This window comes from Psychrobacter sp. Ps2, from assembly GCF_022129405.1.
Taxonomy (GTDB): domain Bacteria; phylum Pseudomonadota; class Gammaproteobacteria; order Pseudomonadales; family Moraxellaceae; genus Psychrobacter.
The window spans coordinates 91,829-118,100 of record NZ_JADQAM010000049.1 but is presented as its reverse complement, the minus strand read 5'-3'; the positions used below and the strand labels follow the sequence as shown (position 1 = coordinate 118,100).

General features: G+C 44.2%; 19 protein-coding genes. 8 read left to right on the top strand and 11 right to left on the bottom strand.

Annotation, left to right across the window (positions count from 1 at the left end):
• The first annotated feature begins 169 nt into the window (after positions 1-169).
• A complete protein-coding gene (gene gdhA / locus I3254_RS06450; protein WP_238052148.1) occupies positions 170-1,516 on the top strand; it encodes an NADP-specific glutamate dehydrogenase in 1,347 nt (448 codons plus the stop codon).
• 115 nt (positions 1,517-1,631) lie between these two features.
• Here the strand turns inward: gdhA and hutI are convergent, their stop codons facing one another.
• The 5 genes from hutI to hutU form a co-directional block, all read right to left on the bottom strand.
• Positions 1,632-2,984: an imidazolonepropionase gene (gene hutI / locus I3254_RS06445; protein ID WP_238052147.1), complete on the bottom strand. Its 1,353-nt coding sequence runs from the start codon at positions 2,982-2,984 to the stop codon at positions 1,632-1,634.
• 47 nt (positions 2,985-3,031) lie between these two features.
• Positions 3,032-4,087 (bottom strand): formimidoylglutamase, encoded by a 1,056-nt coding sequence (gene hutG, locus I3254_RS06440; RefSeq protein ID WP_238052146.1) that lies wholly within the window; start codon positions 4,085-4,087, stop codon positions 3,032-3,034.
• 27 nt (positions 4,088-4,114) lie between these two features.
• Positions 4,115-5,677: a histidine ammonia-lyase gene (gene hutH / locus I3254_RS06435; protein WP_238052145.1), complete on the bottom strand. Its 1,563-nt coding sequence runs from the start codon at positions 5,675-5,677 to the stop codon at positions 4,115-4,117.
• 120 nt (positions 5,678-5,797) lie between these two features.
• Positions 5,798-7,162 (bottom strand): YjiH family protein, encoded by a 1,365-nt coding sequence (locus tag I3254_RS06430; protein ID WP_238052144.1) that lies wholly within the window; start codon positions 7,160-7,162, stop codon positions 5,798-5,800.
• A gap of 70 nt (positions 7,163-7,232) precedes the next feature.
• Positions 7,233-8,942 (bottom strand): urocanate hydratase, encoded by a 1,710-nt coding sequence (gene hutU, locus I3254_RS06425; protein WP_238052143.1) that lies wholly within the window; start codon positions 8,940-8,942, stop codon positions 7,233-7,235.
• 341 nt (positions 8,943-9,283) lie between these two features.
• Between hutU and I3254_RS06420 the strand changes: the two genes are divergently transcribed.
• The 4 genes from I3254_RS06420 to I3254_RS06405 all read left to right on the top strand — a co-directional run bounded on the left by I3254_RS06420 (position 9,284) and on the right by I3254_RS06405 (position 12,866).
• Positions 9,284-10,039, top strand: coding sequence for a UTRA domain-containing protein (locus I3254_RS06420; RefSeq protein ID WP_238052142.1), 756 nt, complete (start codon positions 9,284-9,286; stop codon positions 10,037-10,039).
• A gap of 429 nt (positions 10,040-10,468) precedes the next feature.
• Entirely contained in the window at positions 10,469-11,305 is an 837-nt protein-coding gene (locus I3254_RS06415) for an amino acid ABC transporter substrate-binding protein (RefSeq protein WP_238052140.1), read from the top strand.
• Positions 11,306-11,319: 14 nt separating this feature from the next.
• On the top strand, positions 11,320-12,063 hold the full coding sequence (locus tag I3254_RS06410; protein WP_275949675.1) for an amino acid ABC transporter permease: 744 nt from the start codon (positions 11,320-11,322) through the stop codon (positions 12,061-12,063).
• A 59-nt stretch (positions 12,064-12,122) separates the two neighbouring features.
• Positions 12,123-12,866: an amino acid ABC transporter ATP-binding protein gene (locus tag I3254_RS06405; RefSeq protein WP_057761251.1), complete on the top strand. Its 744-nt coding sequence runs from the start codon at positions 12,123-12,125 to the stop codon at positions 12,864-12,866.
• A 380-nt stretch (positions 12,867-13,246) separates the two neighbouring features.
• On the opposite strand, the gene I3254_RS06400 is transcribed toward I3254_RS06405, so the two are convergent.
• The 5 genes from I3254_RS06400 to I3254_RS06380 form a co-directional block, all read right to left on the bottom strand.
• Positions 13,247-14,200, bottom strand: coding sequence for an EamA family transporter (locus I3254_RS06400; RefSeq protein WP_238052138.1), 954 nt, complete (start codon positions 14,198-14,200; stop codon positions 13,247-13,249).
• 288 nt (positions 14,201-14,488) lie between these two features.
• Complete coding sequence (locus I3254_RS06395; protein WP_238052137.1) at positions 14,489-15,223, bottom strand: lysozyme inhibitor LprI family protein; 735 nt, start codon at positions 15,221-15,223, stop codon at positions 14,489-14,491.
• A gap of 18 nt (positions 15,224-15,241) precedes the next feature.
• The gene (locus tag I3254_RS06390) at positions 15,242-15,889 is read right to left on the bottom strand and encodes an aminodeoxychorismate/anthranilate synthase component II (RefSeq protein ID WP_102090496.1); all 648 of its coding nucleotides are present in this window, start codon (positions 15,887-15,889) and stop codon (positions 15,242-15,244) included.
• Positions 15,890-15,961: 72 nt separating this feature from the next.
• Entirely contained in the window at positions 15,962-17,380 is a 1,419-nt protein-coding gene (locus tag I3254_RS06385; RefSeq protein WP_179797786.1) for an anthranilate synthase component I family protein, read from the bottom strand.
• Between the two features lie 100 nt (positions 17,381-17,480).
• Positions 17,481-17,756, bottom strand: a complete 276-nt coding sequence (locus tag I3254_RS06380; protein WP_238052136.1) for a Trp family transcriptional regulator — start codon at positions 17,754-17,756, stop codon at positions 17,481-17,483.
• A gap of 503 nt (positions 17,757-18,259) precedes the next feature.
• Here I3254_RS06380 and I3254_RS06375 point away from each other — a divergent pair.
• The 3 genes from I3254_RS06375 to I3254_RS06365 all read left to right on the top strand — a co-directional run bounded on the left by I3254_RS06375 (position 18,260) and on the right by I3254_RS06365 (position 25,002).
• Positions 18,260-20,347: a TonB-dependent receptor gene (locus tag I3254_RS06375; protein WP_238052135.1), complete on the top strand. Its 2,088-nt coding sequence runs from the start codon at positions 18,260-18,262 to the stop codon at positions 20,345-20,347.
• Positions 20,348-21,235: 888 nt separating this feature from the next.
• Positions 21,236-23,557 carry a FepA family TonB-dependent siderophore receptor gene (locus tag I3254_RS06370; RefSeq protein WP_238052133.1) on the top strand — a complete coding sequence of 774 codons (2,322 nt, stop codon included), beginning with the start codon at positions 21,236-21,238 and terminating at the stop codon, positions 23,555-23,557.
• Between the two features lie 152 nt (positions 23,558-23,709).
• Entirely contained in the window at positions 23,710-25,002 is a 1,293-nt protein-coding gene (locus tag I3254_RS06365) for a PepSY-associated TM helix domain-containing protein (RefSeq protein WP_269117520.1), read from the top strand.
• Between the two features lie 429 nt (positions 25,003-25,431).
• On the opposite strand, the gene I3254_RS06360 is transcribed toward I3254_RS06365, so the two are convergent.
• The gene (locus I3254_RS06360) at positions 25,432-26,202 is read right to left on the bottom strand and encodes an ATP-binding cassette domain-containing protein (protein WP_102093045.1); all 771 of its coding nucleotides are present in this window, start codon (positions 26,200-26,202) and stop codon (positions 25,432-25,434) included.
• Positions 26,203-26,272: the final 70 nt, after the last annotated feature.

Here is a 26,272-nt window from a genome sequence, read left to right as displayed (position 1 = left end):
AAAATACAAATTGAGTCAGCTTTTTTGATCCTATCAGTCTCTATACATAATCTTGTATAGGGGCGATTTCAGTTTTACATCAACGTTTATAGTCCTTTCGTTTACTCAATATGTTGTAGCGTCGATGTAAATAATTACTATCACCAGTTTTATCCTAAGGAAGAAATACATGAGCATCAGTGAAGCCATCCAAAAAGTCGAAGCACGTTATGCCCATCAGCCTGAATTCATTCAAGCAGTAAAAGAGGTAGCAATTACGATTCAACCTTTATACGATGCGCATCCTGAATATAGTACGTTAAAGGTATTCGAGCGTTTGGTAGAGCCTGATCGGGTATTTGGCTTTCGTATCAATTGGGAAGATGATCAAGGCGTGGTACAAGTCAATCGTGGTTGGCGTGTGCAGTTTTGCAATGCTCTAGGCCCTTACAAAGGCGGTCTTAGATTCCATCCTACCGTCAATCAATCCGTATTAAAGTTCTTAGGCTTTGAGCAAATCTTTAAAAATGCCTTAACTGGCTTGCCTATTGGTGGCGGTAAAGGTGGGTCAGATTTTGATCCTAAAGGCAAAACGGACAGCGAGATTCGTCGTTTTTGCTATGCCTTTATGCGTGAGCTACATCATTACGTGAGCAAAGACATGGATGTGCCTGCTGGTGACATCGGCGTCGGTGGTCGAGAAGTTAGCTATATGTTTGCGATGTATAAGAATTTAACGCGTGAATCAACAGGGGTTATCACTGGCAAAGGCGTGGGCTTTGGTGGCAGCTTGATGCGTACAGAGGCGACTGGCTACGGTGCAGTCTACTTCTTAGAAAATATGCTCATCGCTCAGAACGATAAGCTTCAAGGCAAAAAGGTGCTGATATCAGGAGCAGGTAATGTCTCATTACATGCTGCCGAAAAAGTGAATGCGCTAGGTGGTATGGCAATAACTGTCTCTGATTCACAAGGGACGTTGCATGATGAAAATGGTCTCAATCAAGAAAAAATTGATTGGCTCAAAAAACAAAAGCAGCAAAACAAGCCTTTAGCAGAGTATGTTGATGTTTATGGTGGCGAGTGGCTTGCTAAACAAAAACCATGGCAGTTTGAAGCTGATATTGCGATTCCATGCGCTACTCAAAATGAAGTCAATGAAGCTGATGCCAAATTGTTGGTCGAAAATGGCGTGAAGTATGTGGTGGAAGGCGCTAATATGCCACTCACTGCGGAAGCAATTGATTGTATCCGTTTGCACCGTGTCCATTATGCACCTGGTAAAGCTGCTAATGCGGGCGGGGTAGCAGTATCTGCGCTTGAAATGTCGCAAAACTCTGTCCGTCAGTATCAAACCTTTGAACAAGTCGATGAGCGTCTAAAAGGTATTATGAAAGATATCCACGATAGTGCTGCGAACGCTTCAGCAGAGTATGGTCAAACTGACAATGGGTATATCGACTATATGGCTGGTGCCAATATGGTTGGCTTCAAACGTGTGGCGGATGCGTTGGTCGCTTTTGGTATTTTGAACTAGTCTTACTTATAAGTGGTAAACAAGCCTTAGTGGTTGGTTCATACGGACAAATAGCAAAGCCCCAATCATTGAATGGTTGGGGCTTTTTTAATGATAATAAGTGAAGGTAGGTTGATTACATTGTGTCGCGCCATTGTCCTTGAATCATAATGCCTTGAATAGGATTTAACCCCATTTGATAGGCCAAGTCAGCAGGGCGTGTGATATCCCATAGCGCTAAATCAGCATCACAGCCGACTTCGATTTTTCCCTTATTAAGTAGTCCTAACGCCTGTGCTGCATAAACGGTTGAGCCTGCTAGTACTTCTTCGGGCGTCAGGTAAAATAGCGTACAGCCCATATTCATCGTTAACAAAAGCGACGTTAATGGTGAGGTACCAGGATTACAGTCGGTTGAAATCGCTATAGGGACCTGGTGCTTACGTAATACTTCAATAGGTGGCAGCTTGGTATCACGTAACGTATAAAACGCCCCTGGCAATATCACGGCAACGGTATTGCTAGCCGCCATTTTTTTGATGTCTTCTTCTGACAAGTGCTCTAGATGATCGCTCGATAGGCCTTTATACTCAGCAACTAAGGCACTACCACCTATATCGGACAGCTGCTCAGAGTGCAGTTTGACTGGTAGATCTAAAGAGCGAGCTACCTCAAACACTTGTCTGATTTGTTCTGTACTAAAAGCGATATTTTCACAGAAACCATCGACCGCATCGACTAAGCCTTCTGCATGTAGAATCGGCAGCCACTCGCAGACTTGCTCGATATAGTCGTCGGTACGGTCTTGCAAGTGAGACTTATATTCAGGTGGTAAGGCGTGCGCTGCAAGATACGTGGTGCTGACGTGGATGTCGTATTTTTCGCCAAGCTGGCGCGCGACGGTAAGCATTTTGCGCTCAGTGTCTAAGTCGAGACCATAACCTGACTTGATTTCGATGCTAGTGACGCCTTCTTTCATAAGTGCGATTAAGCGTTTTTCACTTTGTGCAAATAGCGATTCAATACTGGCGGCGCGGGTGGCACTAACGGTCGCGACAATACCACCGCCTTGTGCTGCAATGTCTTGATAACTGACACCTTGCAAACGTGCTTCGAACTCATTGCTACGGTTGCCGCCATAGACGATATGCGTATGGCAATCGATAAGCCCTGGGGTTATCCATTTACCATCTACATCTGTGATTTGGCTAGCTTGATATTTAGGCAAGTGAGCAGTGATTTGATCCTGTGTACCAACCCAAGCGACTTTGCCACTTTTAATACCGATAGCCGCGTTCAGTAGCTGTCCGTATGGGATGCTATCAGCGTGTTCATCTCCATCATCACTTGTCTCAATATCAAATCCGTATTGCGCTGAAAAGGTGGCGATATTGGCATTAATAATAACGTGATCAAAAGATGTCGTAGTAGATACATATAGCGTTTGTTCTATAGGATTTTTCGATACGGAGTTCTTTAATTCATTCATAATATGCTCCTGATTTTTGTGAAGTCGGTGATCTTTGTTGGCAAGATCTAAGCGCTAAGTAAGTGCTGCTCTATAATAGTGGCTAGTAAGCGCGCAGCAACTTTGCAGCTACGACTATCAACGTCAAAAGCAGGGTTAATCTCAGCAATGTCTGCCATTTTTACTTTGCCTGATGCCATGATGGTTTTGACCATACGCTCAACGAAACCCAGCTCAATGCCAAAGGCGGCAGGTGCGCTCACACCTGGGACGACACTAGATGGTAAGCAGTCCATATCGATGGTTAGATATATTGTATCGACCTGATCTACAAAGCTTTTGACCCGCTCAGCAAGTGTATCCCAAGGCTGATAATGACAGTCTTCATCACTGATGACCTGTACGCCCAACTGCTCGGCACGATCGAAAAGCGCCGCCGTATTAGAGAATCGACTGACGCCAATACAGCAATAATGAAAGGGTTGACCATGTGCGTCAAGATGCTCGGCAATCTGGCGAAATGGTGTCCCAGAAGTCGCTACATCCGACTGACGAATATCAAGATGAGCATCAAAATTAATAATCCCAATAGTAGGCGCTGTGTTTGTGCTGATAGCTGTATCGTTTGTATTTTCTAAGGCCTGCCATAATCCCAAAAAACTACCATAAGCAATGGCATGACCACCACCAAGTCCGATGGGTAATCCACCTTGCTTGACGATAGTGCTCACTGCATCAGCATATTTAATCTGAGCTTGCTCAAGGGTGCTCTCGGCAAGGCCATCATTATCATCACAATGAATGTCACCAGCATCACCCAATAAAGTTGATAATTGACCATCAAAACGTTGTTGTAAATCAGCGATGACTGGCAGCGTAGCAAAAGCTCGACGAATCAATGGCGGAGCAGCTCTAGCACCCATGCGGCCTTGATTACGTCTGACGCCTTGATCACATGCAAAGCCAATTAGCCCAATATTTTGATCCTCGTAAGGCTGAGCAAGTTGATACCAATAGCGGGCACGCACAGTCTCAAATGGCTCTGCACGTCCTGTCCACTGGGTTATATCAGCAGGTGTATGGCTGATGCTTGTAGTCGTTGCTGCTGTTCTCACTATTGTCATCGCTGCTCTCCGTTCACTCATTGATCTTTATTTAGACTCGTACCAATCGCTGCGTAGTGACTGCCAATGTTCGGCAAGCGTACCGTCTAATACCAACTGTTTGGCCGCTTCGATATCAGGGGCGAGGTAGCGATCTTTATCATAGAAAGTCACTTTTTCACGTAATTTCTGATGCGCGACTGTCAACGGCTCTGAGGTATCTAGGCCACGATGGAAGTCGATACCTTGACCAGCGGCGAGCAGCTCAATGCCAATGATGGTCGCAGTGTTTTGCGCCATCTCGTATAGGCGGCGTGCGCAATAGGTGGCCATAGACACATGGTCTTCTTGGTTGGCAGAAGTCGGGATACTATCGACGCTACCAGGATGGGCGATAGATTTGTTTTCTGATGCCAGTGCTGCGGCGGTCACATGCGCAATCATAAAGCCTGAGTTTACCCCAGCATTATCCACTAGGAATGGCGGTAAGCCACCTGACAAAGTCGCATCAATCAGCAAAGCGACACGGCGCTCAGACATAGAGCCAATCTCAGCGATTGCCAAGGCTAAAATATCAGCGGCAAAAGCGACTGGCTCAGCATGGAAGTTACCACCTGATATAGCAACTGGCCCATCTTCGTTATTAAAGATAAGTGGATTGTCAGTTACTGCATTGGATTCTATTAGCAGAGTTTTCCCTGCTTGGTTGATGATATCAAGACAGGCACCCATGACTTGCGGCTGACAGCGTAGGCAGTAAGGGTCTTGCACTCTATCGTCTTGCTCACCGTCATGTGAGGCACGAATAGCACTGCCTTTGATTAGCTGACGGTGTGCTTTGGCGATTTCGATTTGACCATGATGGCCACGCACTTCATGGATACGGGCATCAAATGGTGAGTCCGAGCCTTTGGCAGCATCAATCGACATCGAGCCAACAATAGTGGCGGTCTCAAGTAAATCACGCGCTAAGAAATAACCACGTAATGCTAGCGCAGTTGAGACTTGCGTACCGTTGATCAGCGCAAGGCCTTCTTTGGCTGCAAGAGTAATAGGCTCAAGTCCATGCTGGGCTAGAGCGTCAGCGGCAGGCATTTTTTTACCGTCAACAAACACATCACCTTCGCCCATCATTGCAAGTGTCATATGTGATAATGGCGCTAAGTCACCAGAGGCACCAACTGAACCTTTGGCTGGGATATTGGGTGTGATTTGATTGTTGATTAAGGCAAGTAAACTATCAACCACTTCGCGGCGTACACCAGAGACACCTTGCGCCAGACTGGCGACTTTCATGACCATAATTAATCGAACTACACCGTCTGGCAACGCTTCACCAGTACCCACTGAGTGAGAAACGATCAGGTTACGCTGAAGTAGCTCAAGCTGATCATCACTGATACGTGTCTTAGCAAGTAGGCCAAAACCGGTATTGATACCATAAGCGCTTTTGTCTCGTGCAATGATGGTACGTACATCTTCGTGCGAGGCATCTATCGCTTCATAAGCACTCTCAGGCAGTGTCAATATGACAGGTTGCTCGTAGATATCACGTAGCATCTCAAAGCTAAGCTGGCGAGGATGTAGGGTTAGTTGTTTGATATTGTTCATAGGGGTCATCCTAGTTGCATAGCCATAGGGGTTATATTATTTTTAATTCATATCTTTACTAAAATGGCGTGTTTTAAGTATTTTTAGCGATCGTGATAGGGATTGTCAGGTTTGAATTTTTTAGCCAATCCAGTTGAAATACATAGCCAGATGTCCGAAAGCCGCAGCCAATAAAATACTAAGTACCACGCGTTCGAACCAGATGATGACCATTTTGCCAATGGAGATAGGAATCTCGGTCGCAAGCACGCATGGAATCATGGCTGAGAAGAACAGCACGCTACTAATGGAGATGACCCCTGCGACATAGCGCGTCAGTACATCTGCGTCACTCAGTAGTAGTGCTGGCAAGAACATCTCAGCCAATCCTGCTGACATACCTTTGGCAGCGACCAGCGGGTCTGGCAGGCCGCCAAGCCATGTAAATGGATAAAGCAGTAACCCTAAGGCATCGAACACGGGTGTATATTTTGCTAATAGCAATCCAGTCAAACCGACCGCAATGATAGAGGGCACAATAGCCGCTGCCATCGTCAGGCCATCACGAAAATTAGACCATAATATTTGTTTGAGGTCAGTTGCACGGCGGGAAGTGGATAAACCCAAATCAAATGCTGCTGCTAGTCGTTTGCCTCTTGCGTGATCGAGGGTTGGACGCTCCACCTTATCATCAAACAGACTGATGGGCGGAATCCGAGCAGTAATCGCAGTGACAATAAAAGTAATCACTAGCGTTGACCAAAAAAAGAGGTTCCAAAATTCCATGATCCCAAGCGTTTTGGCAACAATTACCATAAACGCCGCTGATACAGTCGAAAACCCAGTCGCAATGATAATGGCTTCACGCGCTGAATATTGCTTTTGCAAGTACACACGATTGGTGATGAGCAATCCAATAGAGTAGCTACCGACAAAGGAGGCCACGGCATCAATCGCTGATGAACCTGGGGTCTTCCAAATAGGTTTCATGATTGGCTGCATGAGCACACCAACCATTTCTAATAAGCCAAAACCAACCAAGAATGCCAATATCAATGCCCCAAGCGGTACAATCATACCGACTGGTAGAGCCAATTTTTCAAATAAAAACGGTAGCATGTCCTTTTCCATCATAAAGGCAGGTGCCATGTCAGCCACATACATCACCGCCAATATCAGACCAATGGCTTTGAAGGCAGTCATAATCATGTGAGTGATATTTTTACGCCATGAGCCATCGATAAATGGCTTACTCACGCCATAGAGGATGAGTAAAAATAATAGCGTCACGGACAAGGTATGCTGCTGAGTGACTAGATAGGTTGCGCCATGATCGAACAAAATCGTGCTTTTTTCACCAATGGTAAATGGCACAAAAAACATCACTAAACCGATCGTACTGAATACGATCAGCTGTATTAATGCAATAGGGGTTGATAGTAGTTTTTTCGATGATGTCGTTGTATTTTCATCGTTCAGACTAGATGCTGTATTTTGTTCAATCATATTATCCTCCTTGATAAGACGCCGATTATGTCCTTATACCCAGCTACAGCGTATAAGGACAAGGAACAAACTATTTGATCATTGGCAGATTTAAACCATAATCTCTCGCTGTCTTAATCGCTAGCTCATAACCTGCATCGGCATGACGCATAACGCCTGAACCGCAATCGTTGACTAATACGCGTGACAGTCTTTTGGCTGCGGCGTCTGTACCGTCTGCGACGATGACCATACCTGAATGCTGCGAGTAGCCCATGCCTACACCGCCGCCATGATGTAGCGATACCCAAGTTGCGCCGCCCGCCACATTGAGCATGCCGTTTAATAATGCCCAGTCAGATACCGCATCTGAGCCGTCTCTCATGCTTTCTGTTTCGCGGTTTGGACTGGCAACAGAACCCGTGTCTAAGTGATCACGACCAATAACGATCGGGCCTTTTAGCTCGCCGTTTTTGACCATTTCATTAAATGCCAAACCTGCTTTGTCACGTTCACCAAGCCCTAACCAGCAGATACGGGCAGGCAAACCTTGGAATTGAATACGTTCCTTTGCCATATCTAACCAGCGATGGATATGTTTATTTTCAGGGAATAGCTCTTTAATTTTTTGATCAGTCTTATAGATATCTTCTGGATCGCCTGATAACGCTACCCAGCGGAATGGACCTTTACCTTGGCAAAATAGCGGACGAATATACGCAGGGACAAAACCTGGGAAGTTAAAGGCATCTTTGACACCTTCATCAAAAGCGACCTGACGGATGTTATTACCGTAATCAGTCGCTGGAATGTCCATCGCTTGCAAGTCTAAAATCGCTTGGACGTGTACGGCACAAGACTGAGCAGCGGCTTTGGTCAATGCTGCATGTTGCTCTGAATCTTCTTGTGCTGCTTTCCATGCTTCCACTGTCCAGCCACTTGGTAGATAGCCATTAATCAAATCATGCGCTGAGGTCTGATCAGTGACCAAATCAGGCTTCATGCCACCAGCGTTAGCGCGCTTGACCATCTCAGGCAAGATATCTGCAGCATTGCCAAGTAGGGCGATAGAGACAGCTTCGCCAGCGTCAGTATGTTGTTTGATTAGCTCATAAGCGTGGTCAAGATTGTCCGCTTGCTTATCGACATAACCCGTGCGCAAGCGGAAATCGATACTAGACTGCTGACACTCGATGTTTAATGAAGTTGCACCCGCGAAGGTTGCAGCTAGTGGCTGTGCGCCACCCATACCACCAAGACCAGCAGTCAAAATCCAACGGCCTGCCCAGCTGCCATCATAATGCTGACGACCTGCTTCCACAAAAGTCTCATATGTACCTTGGACGATGCCTTGCGTACCGATATAAATCCAGCTGCCGGCGGTCATCTGACCATACATCATTAAGTCTTTTCGATCGAGCTCGTTGAAGTGCTCCCATGTCGCCCAGCGCGGTACAAGGTTTGAGTTCGCAATCAAGACACGCGGTGCATTTTCATGCGTTTGAAATACGCCTACTGGTTTGCCAGACTGCACCAATAATGTCTCATCATCTTCTAATTCTTTTAGCGATTCTAAGATTTGATCATAGCTTTCCCAATTACGTGCTGCGCGTCCAATACCACCGTACACAACCAGGCTTTTTGGGTTTTCTGCCACATCAGGATGCAGGTTGTTTTGCAGCATGCGGTAAGGCGCTTCGGTTAGCCAGCTTTTGCAATGTAGCGTGGAGCCAATAGGCGCGGCGATTTCGCGGCTCTCATCACGGCGGCTAGGTTTGTTGCTATTGCTATCAGTAGTCATGGTCAAATCCTTGTGAAATCTTTTGAGTCGATTGGGCAATCAAATTGAGTGGTTTACGTTCAGGTTAAGCGTTCACCTAGCTGCTTGCTAAATGTGCTGAATTATTGATACTGTCATAAAGTTGTATATACAAATTATCAAAGATACTTTTTTCATGCAAGGTTTTTTTTCATGAGCTGATTATTTTTGTTATTTACTCAGTCGATTTAGATAACACCGAGTGAGTTGAAAAACGCCCTAGTCAACACTGAACGCTCAGACATTTTGACTAAGGCTTGCACGGTGGTCTCGTGATATTATGTGGTCATTCCTATTAGCAAAACTGACGGTCAAAGGCGGATATGACAAAGACGATTCCGGCGTATCAACGCATAAAAAACGCCATACTAGACAACATCCATTCTGGTAAGTGGCAAGCGGGTAATGCGATTTCGACAGAAATGGCACTGGCTGAAGAATTTGGTGTGTCACGAATGACGGTCAACCGTGCGCTAAAAGAGCTGAGCGAGGAGCGGGTGTTAGAGCGTCGACAAGGGTCGGGCACGTTTGTCGCGCAGCAGCAGTTTAATCATACCTTTGTTGAGGTACGCAACATCGCTGAGGATTTAAAGTCTGCCAATCGTGATTATGAGGCACAGGTCGTCAGCAAGCGCGCCGTGACTGCTGCTATGCTCGATAATGAATTGCGTCGTAAGTTTGGTATTGATGAAAAGTCTGTGCCTGCTAATACAAGCGCTCAGACAGATGCTAGTGATGAAGCTGTCCTGTATGAAGTAAAAATCATTCACTTTGCTGATGGTCAGCCCATACAGTTTGAGGAACGTTGGGTCGATGCCAAAAAAGTGCCGAAGTTTATTGATCAGGATTTTAGTGTGGTCAATACCAGTGATTACTTGATTGCCAAAAGCCCTCTAGAGAGTGGCAGTTATACCATCCGAGCATTGGCAGCTCCTGATGAAATTGCTGAGTTTTTGCAAATTGCGCCGCAGTCACCAACGCTTGTGTTGCGCCGGCAGACCTATTCGGCCGGCCAAGTCGTTACCTTTGTAAGAATGTGGCATGCGGGTGATCGCTACCAGTTTTCTGGCGAGTTATAGTAGATATAGTCAAGCCTATATCAATCCGCTACATCCTCATCCTCGCTAAGCATACTAATGTATAACTTGCACTCGGTTTCCTTGTATCGAAATTATATTGAACTGACTATAGCTTACGTATGCTCACTGATTGTGTACGTTTTTCTGTCTAAAGTGAGATACTATATCCATAAGCTGCTATTTAATAAGATAGCAATTGGCGTTAATTAAAGTCATCAGAATATTTGAACAATCGTTAAAAATTAAAATATAATATAGAAACAGTATTGAAAAATAGCCCGAATAGCCTCAAATCGGGCAACCAAAGCCGAAAATCATAGAAGAGCTTATATTGTTCTTCTGTGTCGGCTTGTCCTATTTATTAGCACCGTATATTTTATTAGCATTATGCGTTTTTACTTTATTTATTCACTCTTATAAGGACGTCTTATGAAACGTCGTACTCTCTTAGCCCTTGCTGCCAGTACTATGTTCCTTGCCGCTTGTGGTCAATCTACTACCAACGAAGCCGATACCAGTGCAACTGATAGCGCTGCAACAGGCGGTTCTGATTTGCTACAACGTATCAACAACGGCGGCACCATCAACGTCGGTACAGAGGGTACTTATCCTCCGTTCACGTACCATGATGAGAGCGGCAAACTAACGGGTTATGATGTTGAAGTAACGCGTGCAGTCGCAGATAAACTAGGCGTAGACGTTGAGTTTAAAGAAACCCAATGGGATGCGATGCTAGCTGGTTTGGATTCAAAACGCTTTGATATGGTGGCTAACCAAGTTAGTTTGACCACGCCTGAGCGTAAAGCAAAGTATGACAAAGCAATGGCTTATAGTTGGTCAGGTGCGGTCGTATTGGCACCTACTGATGACAACCGTTATAGCTCGTGGGAAGGTCTAAAAGGCCTACGTACGGCGCAATCACTTAGCAGTAACTATGGTGAGCTTGCAGAGCGTTATGGCGCAGAGATCGTTCCTGTCGATGGTATGGCGCAAGCAATTCAATTAGTGAAGCAGAACCGTGCTGACTTTACGATGAATGACAATCTAGCGGTATTGGATTATCTCAAAAAGTTCCCAGATTCTGATCTTGAGATTAAACTGACTGCACCTGCTAGTGAGTTACGTGGTTCAGGCCTAGTGCTTATCAAAGGTGATGATGAAGTTGTAGCGAAACTGGATGAAGCAATGGCTGAATTGGCGGCTGAAGGCACGCTAACTAAGCTTAGCGAACAGTTCTTTGGTGCTGATATAAGTCAACAAAAATAATGTCAGTTTCTATCATGTCAGCTTCTGTAATGTCTACATCATGGTTCGCAGACTTATTGGCAGTATTGCCATTTATGAGTCCTGATCGAGCGCAGATTGTTATTTCGTCGTTTTGGCCAATGCTCAAAGGCGGTATCTATTACTCGATACCGCTGGCGTTGATCTCATTTGCGATTGGTATGGCCATTGCACTGACAGTGGCATTGATTCGTATCATTCCGCGTGCTACTTGGTTCCATGAAGTCATCTATCGGCTCGCTCGTGTCTATGTGTCCGCCATTCGCGGTACACCGATGCTGGTTCAGCTGTTTATTATTTTTTATGGTCTGCCAAGTGTTGGGGTGAAGCTCGATCCCTTTCCCTCAGCGATTATTGCGTTCTCACTGAACATCGGTGCTTATGCATCGGAGACAGTGCGTGCTTCGATTTTGTCGATACCAAAAGGGCAGTGGGAAGCAGGCTCGACGGTTGGCTTGACGTATCTACAGACGTTTCGTCATGTGATTTTACCGCAGGCGCTTCGAGTGTCGGTGCCGCCGTTATCTAATACCTTTATCAGTCTGGTAAAAGATACCTCACTTGCTTCATTGGTACTGGTCACTGAGCTGTTCAAACAAGCGCAGATTATCACAGCTCGTAACTATGAGTTTATGCTGGTCTATACCGAAGCGGCAATTATCTACTGGGGTATCTGTCTGTTCTTGACCTTTATCCAAGGCAAGCTTGAAACTAGGCTAGATCGTTATGTGGCAAAATAAGCTACGTAGTAAAATAAATTATGGCTCAATAGACACGCCCTAGTACAACAGGAATTTTTATGATCAAAGTCACTAATATTCATAAAGCCTTCGGTGGCAATCAGGTGCTAAAAGGCATCGACTTGACCATTAATAAAGGCAAAGTGGTTGTAATATTAGGACCTTCAGGATCGGGTAAAACCACATTTTTGCGTTGTTTAAATGCGCTAGAGATTCCTGATCAAGGTGTGATTGCTTTTGATGACGATAGCTTGAGCGTCGACTTTGCGACTAAGCCAAGTAAAAAAACGCTACTAGCTTTACAGCGTAAATCAGGCATGGTGTTTCAGTCTTATAACTTGTTTCCACATAAGACAGCCATTGAAAACTTGATGCTTGGGCCTACGGTCGTACAAGGGCAGAGCAAAGCGCAAGCCCGTGAGCAGGCATTGGTACTACTTGAGAAAGTTGGACTGTCGGACAAAGCAGATCTCTATCCGTTCCAGCTATCTGGTGGTCAGCAGCAGCGTATTGGTATTGCCCGTGCGCTAGCTATTGAGCCATCGCTCTTACTGTTTGATGAGCCAACCTCTGCGCTTGATCCAGAGTTGGTACAAGATGTGCTTGAGACGATGAAGCAGCTCGCCTCTGAAGGTTGGACGATGGTTGTAGTGACTCACGAAATCAACTTTGCCCGCGACGTTGCCGATCATGTTGTACTGATTGAAGACGGTCATGTCGTCGAAGAAGGCAGTGCCAAGCAGCTGTTTGAGGACTCAAAACATCCTCGTACGCAGGCATTTTTGCAACGTATTGAGCAGTAAAAACGTCTGTTTTTGCGTAAGTAATCAAACAAAAAAGCCCCAATCATGATGCCATGGTTGGGGCTTTTTTTATCGCAATAAATGGGACGTATTTTAGGGTCTGTTGAACATTCAAATGTGGTGCTGGCAGTCACTATTTTTTAGACAATATGCAGTGAAATTTTTGACACCTAGTCATTCTAGGTTAAATAATTTCGCCATATATTGGCAGAAAATAGTACTGCCCTGAAAGGCTGATGCTAAAATCACCCCAAACGTTGTTGAAATCCTAGTTAAGGTCTCGACATTATCGTCGGCTTGCGCCTAATTTCGTGCAATTTTAGCAATCAGCAGCCCTAATATTTGAATGTTCAACAGACCCTAACTGAATAGACAGTAAACTATACTTTTTGTCGTTGTTTTAACCAGCGAGGTACGCGAGTGGCGGTACCGTTCAACACAGCATTTAATAAAGCCGCCAGCAAAATAAGTGCCACGCCCAAATACTGAATCCAAGACAAAGATTGATGTAGTAAAAACATCGCGAGTGCAATTGCAGTCAATGGCTCAAAAATCGTAAATACCGATGCACGAGTGGCGGGCAGCTTTTCCAATGCCTTCATATATAGCCCAAATGGCACGACGGTCCCCAATAATGACAGTCCCAAAACATAGCCCCAAGTCATTAAGGGCAGACTCACTAGCTGCTCATAAGTGTTATAGGTCTCAGGCAAGAGCAGTAGTACGCCAGCACTAATGATAATGGAAGTGAAAAATACCAGAGGGGCAGGATGAGCGTAATGCATCGCACGTTTACCCAATACGCCATATAACGAATAACACATCCCTGCTGATAGACCGAGTAAAATACCCCAGTTAACTTTCGCTTGCTCACCTAACATCGTCAATCCAACACCAAACACCGCCATTAGTGCTAGCAAAACTGATTTCCGAGTAATGGACTCGCTCAGTAAGAACTTCGAGAACAATAAGCTAAATACGGGCGCGGTATAGAGTAAGGCAACGGCAGGGCCGGCACCGACATAACTGACCGCAAAAAAATAGCAGACCGACATGCCAAGGACACCTATCAACGACTGCATCGCCAGTCCAAGCCACTGTTTTGGCTGTAATTTGATAAGGTGTGGCCATAGTTTTGGTAGCATGGCTAAAATAATAAAGGCCGCCGTGACAATGCGTAATATCGTTACCTGCCAACCACTAAATCCAATTTGGTTTAGGTAAGTCGAGAATATACCCAACGTGCCCCAGCAAATAGCAGCCGTGATGATTTGAATGGTGCCTAGCCATGATTGATGCGAATGGGTCGTCATTCCGTTGTCGATGTTTGCCATACTGTTTTCTTCTTACGATCTAAGTGAAACAAGATGTTGTAAGATTGCTATTGATACAATCTCTCTAAGCAATACTGAAATAAGAAAAGACAACCTGATTAAAGGCTGTCTTTTGTTTGTTCTTTTGAGTCTATCACTAAAAGATAATAAGTGGCTACTAGGTCGTGTGCTAAATTCAATCGAGCGTTATTTAGGTAGGCTAAAATTAGTTGAATTTTTATAGATAATATAAACAATATCAATTGCTTGAATGTATTATATCCATGTCCACATGATTTGTAGTCTCTGTTAATCAATCCATAAAAAGAATGTTTGCTCTCGGAGAGCATTTCGCTGAATAAAGCACACTTTTTCCAATTGGGTTCTTGGTAAATGATCCGTATCAGCCCCGCAGTTTTTTGAGCGCTGTTTTATCCACTGAGTCTGCTCTTTTTTAAGATTAGCCGCCATATCCTCACCGTACAGGCGTCTGACTTCATTTCGCGTTACTCTGTAGCTTTCATTCAATGCTTTATCAGACGTGTTGTATATCTGATCAACCAAATCAGCTTGTGATGCTAATGGCAGATAAATCTCGTTTTCTTTGTAGGTGGCACTATAGGTATCGACTGTCCATTTACTTCTTATAGATATCTCATGGTTCGAGGTATCTATAAACCCATCAAAATCTTCGCCCTCAAAGGTATAACCCTGAAATCGACACGGGGTCACGCCATCTTTACATAAGCTATGCTTGGTTTCCGCAGAGTAGTATTTGACAGCGTAGGGCGACTTACTAGATTCTGGTGTTGTCTGCAATAGTTGTCCTAAATCGGGAGCGACCAGTAGCATATTGTTGCAAGTAACGCTTCCTTCTGCACATCTCTCATAAAGGTTAAGACGTTGGCCTTGGATGTCCATGCCCATGGTAAAGTTTGCCTGTACAGGAGCTACAGCCGAACTGACAGATGTCACTAGCGTTAAGCTCAAGAGCAACGCAGTACGTCTGAGTAAGCTGGAGGTATTTAGGCTTGAGCTAGACATGGAGACGGCCATATAGGTTTATACCTGCAATAAAAAGTTACTCAGCAATCGCTTAGCGCCCTCAGTGGCAAACGACTCAGGGTGAAACTGTACGCCTTGAATTGGGTACTCTTTGTGCGCCAGTCCCATAATCTCATCACCAGTCAATGCTGACTCAGCAAAGCTCAATTCAGCACAGCTATCATTGGCGACTACTGAGGTAATCGTGAGACAGCTTGGGATGGTGTCGGCTTTTACCACCAGTGAGTGATAGCGCATGATCTCAAGCTCTTGTGGTAAGCCTTGATAGATACCTGAATTATCATGGCGAATCGATGAGACTTTGCCATGCATCGGCACACTAGCGCGTACCACATCACCGCCAAATACATGAGCAATACCTTGCATACCCAAGCAAACGCCTAGTAGCGGCACAGTTTTGCCTAGTGTTTCAATGACCTCGCTACAGATACCAAAGTACGCGGGATCGTCAGGGGAGCCAGGGCCAGGTGAAATGATAATTCTATCAAGATTCATCGCTTGCACATCTGCTAGGGTGATTTCGTTATTGCGTTTAACGATGACGCTGGCCTCTTTATCACTGTCTAAGGTTTGCAAAATCTCACCCACATATTGGTAGAGATTGAAGGTAAACGAGTCGTAGTTATCGATAATTAGAACATTCATGGGTCATAAACTCTTTTGTAAAAATAGTGCTAGGTAAAATATGGTCAATTTATTCAGTACGTTTAGCTTCAATTATGATTGCATAAAGCTGTCTAATACGACTTTCATTGCCGACAGTTTACGCTGAATCTCTAAGTACTCATCAGCTGGGTTTGAGTCGTAAACGTTGCCGCCGCAAGTTTGAGCGTAGGCAGACTCGCCATTGATAAAGAGGCTGCGAATAGGAATGGCAAAGATACAATCACCATTAAAATTGAACGAGCCTAATGCACCGCCATAAGCACCGCGACCATCAGGCTCTAGCTCGTTGATGACTTTGATGGCTTCTACCTTGGGCGCGCCTGATAGTGTCCCAGCAGGGAAGTTACTGGCAAGGGCACTAAACATATCTTCGTTAGGATGCAAGATACCAACGATTTCAGAAGAGATATGCTGCACGTGAGAGAAGCGTTTGATATCCATTAAGCTACGTACTTTTACTGTACCAAATCGAGCCACACGGCCAATATCATTACGATGTAGGTCGACTAGCATATTGTGCTCGGCAATTTCTTTGTCATCGTTGAGTAAGGCGCGGGCAAGCTTACGGTCTTCGATCACATCTGCACCGCGCTTGGCAGTCCCTGCTAGCGGATAGGTTTCCATTTCACCCTGGCGCAAGCGAAATAGCAGCTCAGGAGAAGCGCCAATGATGCACTGCTGCGCAAATTTCATAAAGTACATGTGCGGTGATGGATTGACAGCGCGCAGTTTTTCATAAATCGGCATTTTGTCACCGGCAATACGATATTTAGATTTAAAGCCTACCTCGCACTGAAAAATACGCCCAGCGATGATGTCTTCTTTGACTTGCATAACGACATTGGCATGCTCTTCTTGGCTCATACCATCACCTAAAAATTCAACTTTAGGCGCTTCATAGCTAGGCGTTGGCTCATCGAGTAGGGCTTTGATTTGCTCGATGCGGTTTTCTTGTTGAGCAGTTGGGTAATAAAAATAAAAGATTTCCCCAGTCATCTTATCTAGGGTCAACCCATCTAAATACACGCCAAACTTAAATGGCTCAAAGTCTTCACTGGCTTTTGCATTAAGGCTAGGTTCAAAGAAGTTCACGCAGTCATAACCCAAATACCCGACCAGACCACCGCTTTGATCACGAGCGATGACATGCTGCGGCGTTATATCACGCAGTAGCTGATAAGGGTTGTCGGTCTGATAATGGTTGGTTTCAGCAGTTTTATTATCGGTAATCGCAAGCGTGTTGCGGTCTAATGCGGCGATAGTCGTCACAGGATCAAAGCCAATCGCATGATGGCGCGAGATGTGGCTGTCTTCACCTAATGATTCGAGCAAATAGCAGGTATCAAACGCGCTTTCAATACGTTTGAATAATGCAAAAAAATCGATATCTTGCGTCAGTTTGATGCGTTGTGGTTTGCTCGGGATATCGATAGGAGCAGGTTTGGTCTGTGTGCGAGTGCTAGAGGTCATAACAAAGTCCGAAATGGTTCAAATATGTGTTGATTGATAAGTTTCGATTAATAAGTGTGAGAGTCGTCAGTAAAAAGCTAGATAGTATCGTCGTTAGAGGCTAAGAGCAGTCTCTATGAGTGGCCAATAACGCGCTGACATCATGGCTTTGCTTGGCCTTGGCACCGCGAGAGACAGTGGCGATACCAACACCTAGTTTCTCTGAGATATCACGTTGGGTGATGCCACGATCTAGCAAGTCAAAAATGCGAATACGATTGGCAATGTCATGTTGTTCTTTATCGGTCAGCAGGGCACTGAGCAGTTTTTCGATATCTGCACTATCAGTACAGTTGGTCAAATGTTTCACTAAGCTCTGATAAGGATCGGTAGTCATAATAGGTCATCTTAGCCAAAGAAAATAGATAGGTCGTTTATTGAGCAATTTTTCGCTGAGAACTATCTTGTTTCAGTATTCTAGTACAGTAGTACAAGAAAAACAAGTGATGAGCCAAGTTAATAACAGACTGCTATAAACGTGATAAGTTCCTACGCCTGACTACATACAGCTTTAATACGTAGCCAGAATTGTATTGAATGCTATATTTACGACTAGTACAGAAACACTTTTGTGCTTTCTCAGCATATTGAGAGCTAAAACTGAGAATTTATTATATTAATTATTGCCAAAGTGTTAATACTTCGTTATTATGCCTCTCATTATTTAAACGCTAATCATTATCATTAATATTAATCATGTTATTCGCACAATAGGCTTAAGCGTTTTCAAGATATTCCATCTTCTGGTAGGCACTATTTTAAGGGTTGTTTGACGACAGCCTTTAAAAATAATTCTAAACATTCTAATTTCTGACAGTAAACAAAGTGAGTAAATGTGTTATGCGCGAAGTAAAGCTATCTAGTCAATTGACAGTATTGTCTATCGGTGTCGCCGCTGTATTGTGGACGCAAGCTGCCAGTGCCGCAACGGCAGCAGATATGCCAAACACGACATTACAGACTATCACTGTAACAGCGAATAGCTCAGTACGTGACGCTGTACAAGAAGACTCTGTCTACATAGATGACTACACCCCAGCTGCACAAGCCAGCCATTTGAGTGATTTTCTGGACGTTGTACCAGGGGTAAGCGTGGGCGGTACTTCATCGGTCAACCAACGTATTCGTGTACGTGGTCTTGATGATACCAATCTAAAAGTCACAATTGATGGCGCACGTCAAGAAGGCGCATTGTTCTACCATATGGGTGATGTCACTATTGATCCAGATCTGCTAAAACAAGCAGAAGTATCAGTCGGCAATAACTCAGTGACGCTAGGCAATGATGCTATCGGCGGTGCGGTTGCTTTTGAGACAGTCGACGCGGCAGATTTACTTAAGCCAGGTCAAAAGGTAGGTGCTAAGCTGCATACAGGTTATGCTAGCAACAATGATGAACTGCTAACTTCTGCCACTGTGTATGGTGCGCCAACAGAAAATATTGATTTACTGGCTTATTATGGCAAACGCAATGCGGACGCTGGTGAAGACGGTAAAGGCCGTAAAATCCAAACGGAAGACAGCGAAGGCGAAAACATCCTATTAAAAGCTGGTGCTTATGTCGGTAGTGATCATCATGTAGGCGCTAGTTTTAGCCGTACCGAAAACAAAGGCAAGTTCCCATTACGTCCAGATTTTCCTGCTGGTGGCTGGAACCCAATCATCCCGCAGGAAGTCAAACGCGATACCTATGCGCTTGACTACGCATATAGTCCTGCCAACCAGTTGGTCAATGTAGACGCCAATGTATATCAGACTAGCACGCAGATTTTGCGTAACTCTGATGGCTTACCTGGATTTGAGTTTGATGCAGAAGTCCAAACCACAGGTGCAAAAGTACAAAACACCAGTATCATCGATAGTAGTATTATCAATGGTGTGCCAGGGGTTCACAAGTTAATCGCTGGGGTTGAGCATTACAAAAAAGAATCTGAGATGACACGTGACTTTGGTAATGCGAGCACTGATGAGGCAACCAATACTTCAGTGTATCTAGAAGACCAATGGCAAATGGGTAAGCTTAGCTTAACGCCAGGCGTCCGTTATGACCGTTATGAGTCTCCAGAGTATGTATCGGCTGGCAAGACTTATGACAATGTCGTTGGCGCATTGGCTGCTAGCTATGAGATTGCACCGCGCACCCAGCTATTTGCAAGCTATACTCAGTTATTTAATGGTCCAGATCTTAGCCAAACGATTTTTAACACCGATGGCGCTGATACGTATGTGAACAATGACCTAAAAGCAGAAGAAGGTGACAATGCAGAAGTCGGTATTGCTACAACGCTGCGTGGTCTGACTATGGCTGATGACTCTTTAAAACTAAGTGCTAAGTACTTTGAAACCAATATCGAAAACTATATTGAGTTTGTACGTGCAGGTGGTAGTAGAACTGGCATGAATTGCACAACTGGGCAACTAGGTACAAGTGCTGCCCCTGAAGCCTGCCAAGGTGTCATCAATAATGATGAAGATTTCAAAATCAAAGGTGTAGAGCTATCAGCCGATTATCGCGCAGATAACTTCAACATGGGTCTAAGCTATGCTCGTGCACGTAGCAAAGGCGAAGATACAGGTTACAATATCTCTTCTGTCAGTGGCAGTGGCTCTGAGTCTGGCGATAAGTACATGGTCAACTTGGGTTACGCTCCAACCAATACTACTGAGCTTGGCTGGCGCAGTACTTATGTCGCCGATGTGACACCGAATACCGCTGGTGATGACAACGAAAAACCAGGCTATGATGTGCACGATATCTTCATGACTTACACGCCAACTCAAATCGAAGGTTTGAAGGCCACGCTAGGTGTATACAACATCTTTGATGAGACTTATGCAAGCCATGCGTCACGTAACTCTATCGATGATGCCTATACTGATTTTGAAATGGGGCGTAATATCAAAACGTCTTTAACTTATCAGTTCTAATCTAGCTTATCGAATTTAAGTCTAATCGTACTTATAAAGTCAGCTGTCTTATACGGGAGCTGGCTTTTTTTACGAGATTTTTGAGAGTGCGATTTATCTAAGAGTAGATGTTAAGTTGCTCGTTTGGTAGAAGGTGAGGCTACCGTATAAATAGTATATGAGTTAAATCTTATGCGAGCACTATGCCAATACTCTAAACAACAGCGAGCTATCATCGAAGCTCATTTATATCTTTCAAATTATCAGGAAATGATTGTGAATGAATACGGGCATAGAGTAATCAAACGTCGAAATTCTGAAGCTGACGCATAATGTTTTTAACTGGCCGAATTATCATATTGGAAATATCGATAAGGTTTGACAGTGTAGCGCTTATACAACTGAAACTAACAGGCATTTCTATAAATATATTGAGCATCCATTAAACCGTTAACTGAACCACATATAAGAATGCAAACATTAATGATAATAATTATCATTAATGTTTGCATTCTTATATGTATCTTGCTAAAGTGTGTTTCGTTCATTACAGAACAGTTAATGGCTCTTTGCTCTATTCTATTTATAGAGACTTTTTTACGCTAAATATTTAATTCGTTGACTAATGACAGTTACAGCGTCATCAAACTTTTAACCCTACTCAGTACATACCCTTATTCGTTTACTCTCAATAGCTAAGCCTCTTGGCGATATTTTAGTCATGTTTTTATAACACATATATTTACGGACACGTCTATCCGACCATCGTATGTCAATTTTAGACGTTTATTTATGTGTACTTGCACCGAGAATGCATCCGAAGCATTGCATAAAAAGTGGCTAAAACCATTCACTGACGATGAGATAAACAGGTATTAACGAAATTGTGCGCTTCAAGGAATATTACTTATGTCAAACCAATCAGGTTGCTCTGATTTCTCAGTCATCACTTCTCCAAAAAAACTTCAACGCGTCGTGACTGGTAAGCTTTTACTAAGTATCGCTGTGACTTCTATTCTTAGTAGTACCGCTTTTGCTGCCGAGGGTGATGAGGTAGCTGTGCAAGGGGCGACCGACCAAGAAGCTGTGCCTACAGCTACATTGGATACAATTGTGGTGCGGGCAGCAAGGGACGAGCTAGAACAAGCAGCAGGGCTGTCTATTATTAGTGAAGAGGCCATCGAAAAAGCATCAGTTTCTAATGATATTTCAGAGATTGTACGTAAGATGCCAGGTGTGAATTTGTCGGGTTCTTCAACGTCAGGTCAGCGTGGTAACCAGCGTCAAATTGATTTGCGCGGTATGGGGCCAAACAATACACTTATCTTAATCGACGGTCGTCCTGTCACTTCTCGTAATTCCTCACGACCTAGTCGTGGCAGTGAGCAAGACACGCGTGGTGACTCGCAGTGGGTACCACCAGGCGCTATCGAAAGCATCGAAGTATTGCGCGGTCCTGCAGCAGCTCGTTATGGCTCTGGTAGTATGGGCGGCGTGGTAAATATCATTACTAAGAGCCCGACTGAGCCAGAGTTTTCTATCAGTGGTCACTATGAGGCACCAGAGAGCGATCTAGAAGGCAGTAGCTGGCGTACCAATATCAATATGGCAGGTGCATTGACGGATAAACTGTCCTCGCGTACCACTCTTGGTTATCACGATAGTGAAGGCGATGATCCTTATATCAATGCCAAAGATGCACAGATTGTTGACGGGCGCAGTGGTCCGGCTGCCTCGGTAGCGGCAGGTACTGAAGGTGTCGAAAATATCGATGTGCGCCAATTGTTTGAATACGCGATGGATGCGATGAATACGGTCGGTTTTGAAGTGAATTATAGCCGTCAAGAAAACCGCTGGGCGGGTGATTCATTGTTCCAAACCGTGAACCAAAATTTGTTAGATGAGTTAGAAGGTGAAACAACGAGCAAAATGCAACGCTATGGCGCGGCGATCACACATCGCGGTGAGTATGATGACGCTAGTAGTAACAGTTTCATTGAGTATACTCGGACAGTTAATGAGCGTTTGGGTGAAGGTAGTGCGGGTGGTGGCGAAGGACAGATTGTCATACCTGACGATGGCGAAGATTTTGAGTGGACAGAGGCGACTTACGATACGCTAAATGCCAAATCAGAATGGGATATTTACTTTGATCGTCATACCTTGACTGCTGGTGCAGAGTTTCGCGGCGAAAAGCTAGATAACCCCGTGGTATCTGATTTGGCATTTGCAGATGGTTTTGATTTTGGTGATGTAGAGACCGATCCTGAACAGCGTGATCCAACTTCAGATGCTTATCTTATTGGTGTATATCTAGAAGATAACTACGAGATCACACCTGACTGGTATGTGACTCCAGGTCTACGCTTCGACTATCATAGCGAGGCTGGTAGTAATTGGTCGCCTAGTATCAATACTACTTGGCACTTTAGTCCTGATTGGTCAGTGAAAGGCGGCGTCAGTCGTGCGTTTAAAGCCCCATCGTTATATCAGCTTGATCCAAACTATATTTACTATACTGGTGGCAATGGTTGTCCATCTTGGGTACCTCTTGATGAAAGAGGTTGCCACGTATTAGGGAACCCTGACCTAGAAAATGAGACATCTTGGAATAAAGAGATCACCTTTACTTATGATGATGGTACTGGACTGAATGCAGGCTTGACTTATTACCATAATGCCTATGATAACCGCATTGGCGCTGGTACGGATCGTGTGGCGGTAGATACAGCGACAAATCGTTCTATCTTTCAATGGGACAATCAAGGTGAAGCAATTGTCGAAGGTTTAGAAGGTTTTGTACAAGTACCAGTCACTGACAAGGTTTCGTGGTCTACCAATATCACCAGTAACATCCGCTCAGAGCGAAAAGACAATGGCGAGCCATTATCACTCATTCCTAAGTTCACTGTGAACACGGGTGTGGATTGGGATATTACGCCTCGCTGGAATGCCGACTTTGATGTGAGCTACTACGGCACGATTGAAGCCCCTACGATTTCAGTTACGACTGGAGAAGATAGTGGTGACCCGTTGCTTGATCGCGAACCGTATGCCATTGCCAACGTGAGCACTCGCTATGATTTGACAAAAGTGATTACTGTTGGAGCTGGTATCAAAAACTTATTTGATACGGGTGTTTATCGTGAGGGTACCGCTACGAATGCTGGTGCACGTACGTTTAATGAGCCTGGTCGTACTTATGTGTTCGACGTTAGCGTTGACTTTTAATAGTTAGACATAGGGTTTGTTCAATATAAAAGGTCTGAGCTATTTGCTTAGACCTTTTATGCTGTTAGTAACTCCCTTTAACACGCTTTTCTAACCATTCAATAAATAATCATTTAGTAAACAACTATCACAATATAACAGCAGATTTATTTATGTCATTTAACCTTCGCTATAGCTGTCTTTGGCTCCATCGTTATACTGGGCTTGCCATGGCAGCTTTTTTAATTATCACTGGTATTACTGGTACATTATTGGCATTTCATGACGAGCTAGACGATATCTTCAACCATAAACTGGCTCAGGTTGAGAAACAAAACGCATCACATCTGCCTATTGCAGAGCTTCATAACAAGGTCATTAGCGCATATCCTCAATATACTTTTTCTAGCATGCCAACCTCGATAGCGACAGAGAGATCGGCCGTATTTTCGGTAGATAGAGCCCGAGGCAAAGCAGCCCAAAACCAGCCAAAAGCACCGTTTCAACAAGTTTATGTCCACCCTTACACTGGTGATATCATTGGTACTCGTGATAGAGATGAGTGGGCATGGCAAAACACTATGTGGAAAGTGTTTTGGTTACATCGCGATTTACTACTGGGTGATATTGGAAAATTGCTACTAGGGATTGTCGCGCTCGTGTGGACAATTAATTGCTTTATTGGCTTTTACTTAACGTTTCCTAGAGCGATTAAAAAGAAAAAAGCACAGAACAAAACCTCGCCTAAAAAACGTGCCTCCTTTTTTAAACGCTGGTTACCTGCATGGAAAATTCGTACCAAAAGTAATATGTTTAAATTGAATTATGATCTACATCATGCTTTTGGATTATGGCTTTGGGGGATCTTATTTGTCATCGCGTGGTCGAGTGTTGGTTTTAACCTAAGAGAGGTCTATCAACCTGTGATGCACGCTGTCGTAGGGCTTGAAGGAAGAGGTGAAAGACCGGAGAACTCAAGAAAACCATCAGAAACAGCGACTAGGGTTAAGGCTGTAAATAATGAAGCTATTGATGTGGTCAACAAAGCCAATAGCATTGCCTATTTAAGTGAGCAGGCAAACACCGCTGCCCAAAGCAAGGGTATGCTAGTACGAGAGTTTTTAGGCATACGCTGGATTGAAGATGAGGGTCAATGGCAGCTGCGCTTTAAGACAGATAAGGATATTGGTAAAAAAGGCGGTGCATCATCCATCACGGTCAATGCAAAAACGGGTAGCGTTGAACAGGTAAACTTTGGCTACCAAAACTCATCATTTGGCAGTAAAACCAATAATTGGTTGTTGACCTTACATATGGGTCATATTAGCCATGGCATCGGTCACTTACTGTATCAAATATTTCTAGCACTGGTAGGTTTGGCTGTGACAGTGTTGTCAGTTACGGGCGTCTATCTGTGGTGGAAAGGTCGACAGCAACGACTTAAAGCATCGCAAAAGGGTAGGTAATATAGTGATATTTCTAGGGTATATTTTTATTTAGATAGCTATCTGTCGAATCAAAGGTATGCCCTAGTTATAAATTTAATTGCAAGAATATTGTGTATGCTATCGAGACAGTAAAAATGAAGAAAGCAAACGTTTCACCTATCATGACCCATCTATGCCAACTATTATTTTCATCATAGTTCTTTGTGTAATCTACTGAAGAGATGTCTTGAGTAAAATCCATAGGAATAACCACCAATCTTAGACCATATAAGGTCATTCCTAACCAAAAAAAGGTATTTGATATCTCCTTATTTAAAGCATTAAAAATGAATAAGCAAAAGCTAATTACTAAAACTAGTAGAGATAAGTTCTTGTAGTTTATCCATCGATTATTTAATAGCGCTCTATGCATCTATAACTTCTTTTATTATTTGCAAAGTTCTTTATTTAAACCGTATCAACAATCACTGGACGACCCTGATGATTTAGGACAGTGACATCGACGTTGTATAAATCTTTCATCGTCTCTTTAGTAATAACATCAGCAGGGCGACCAACAGCCGTCACTTCTCCTGCTTTCATCGTAACTACTGTATCTGCAAACTGTGCCGCTTGGTTGATATCATGCAGGACGATCACCACGGTTTTTTGCTGATTGTGGCTAAGCTGACGTAGCTCACGCATCAGCCGACCAGCATGATACATGTCTAGGTTATTTAGTGGCTCATCGAGCAATAGATAGGGTGTATCTTGGCAGACAATCATAGCGATCAGCACGCGCTGTCGCTGTCCACCCGATAGCGTTGACAAGAAACGCTCGGCAAGTGGCTCAAGCTCAAAGCGTTCGAGGATTTCTTGCACTTTTTGCTGATCGTCAGCGGTCGGTTGCCCTTGATGATAAGGGTAACGCCCAAACATCAGTAGCTCATGTACGCGCAGACGTCCTTGCACATGATTGTCTTGCCCAAGCATAGCGACAGTTTTGGCCAGTGTGCGCGCCTGACAGCTGACAATGTCACGTTCCTCATTATCTACAGCGAAGCTCACCTGCCCAGATTGTAGTGGTTGCAAGCGAGCCATGACAGAAAACAACGTAGACTTCCCAGCGCCGTTAGGCCCAATCAAAGCAATCACCTGCGCCGTTGGGAGGGACAACGTAATGTCATGCAAGATTTGTTGTTTACCAATATGGTGAGAGATATTATTTAGTTTAATCATAGTCAGTCTTATTTAAAAAAGTCTTAGGGTTTTCTCTATCAACAGGATCAGCTAAATAAAGAATGTTAGC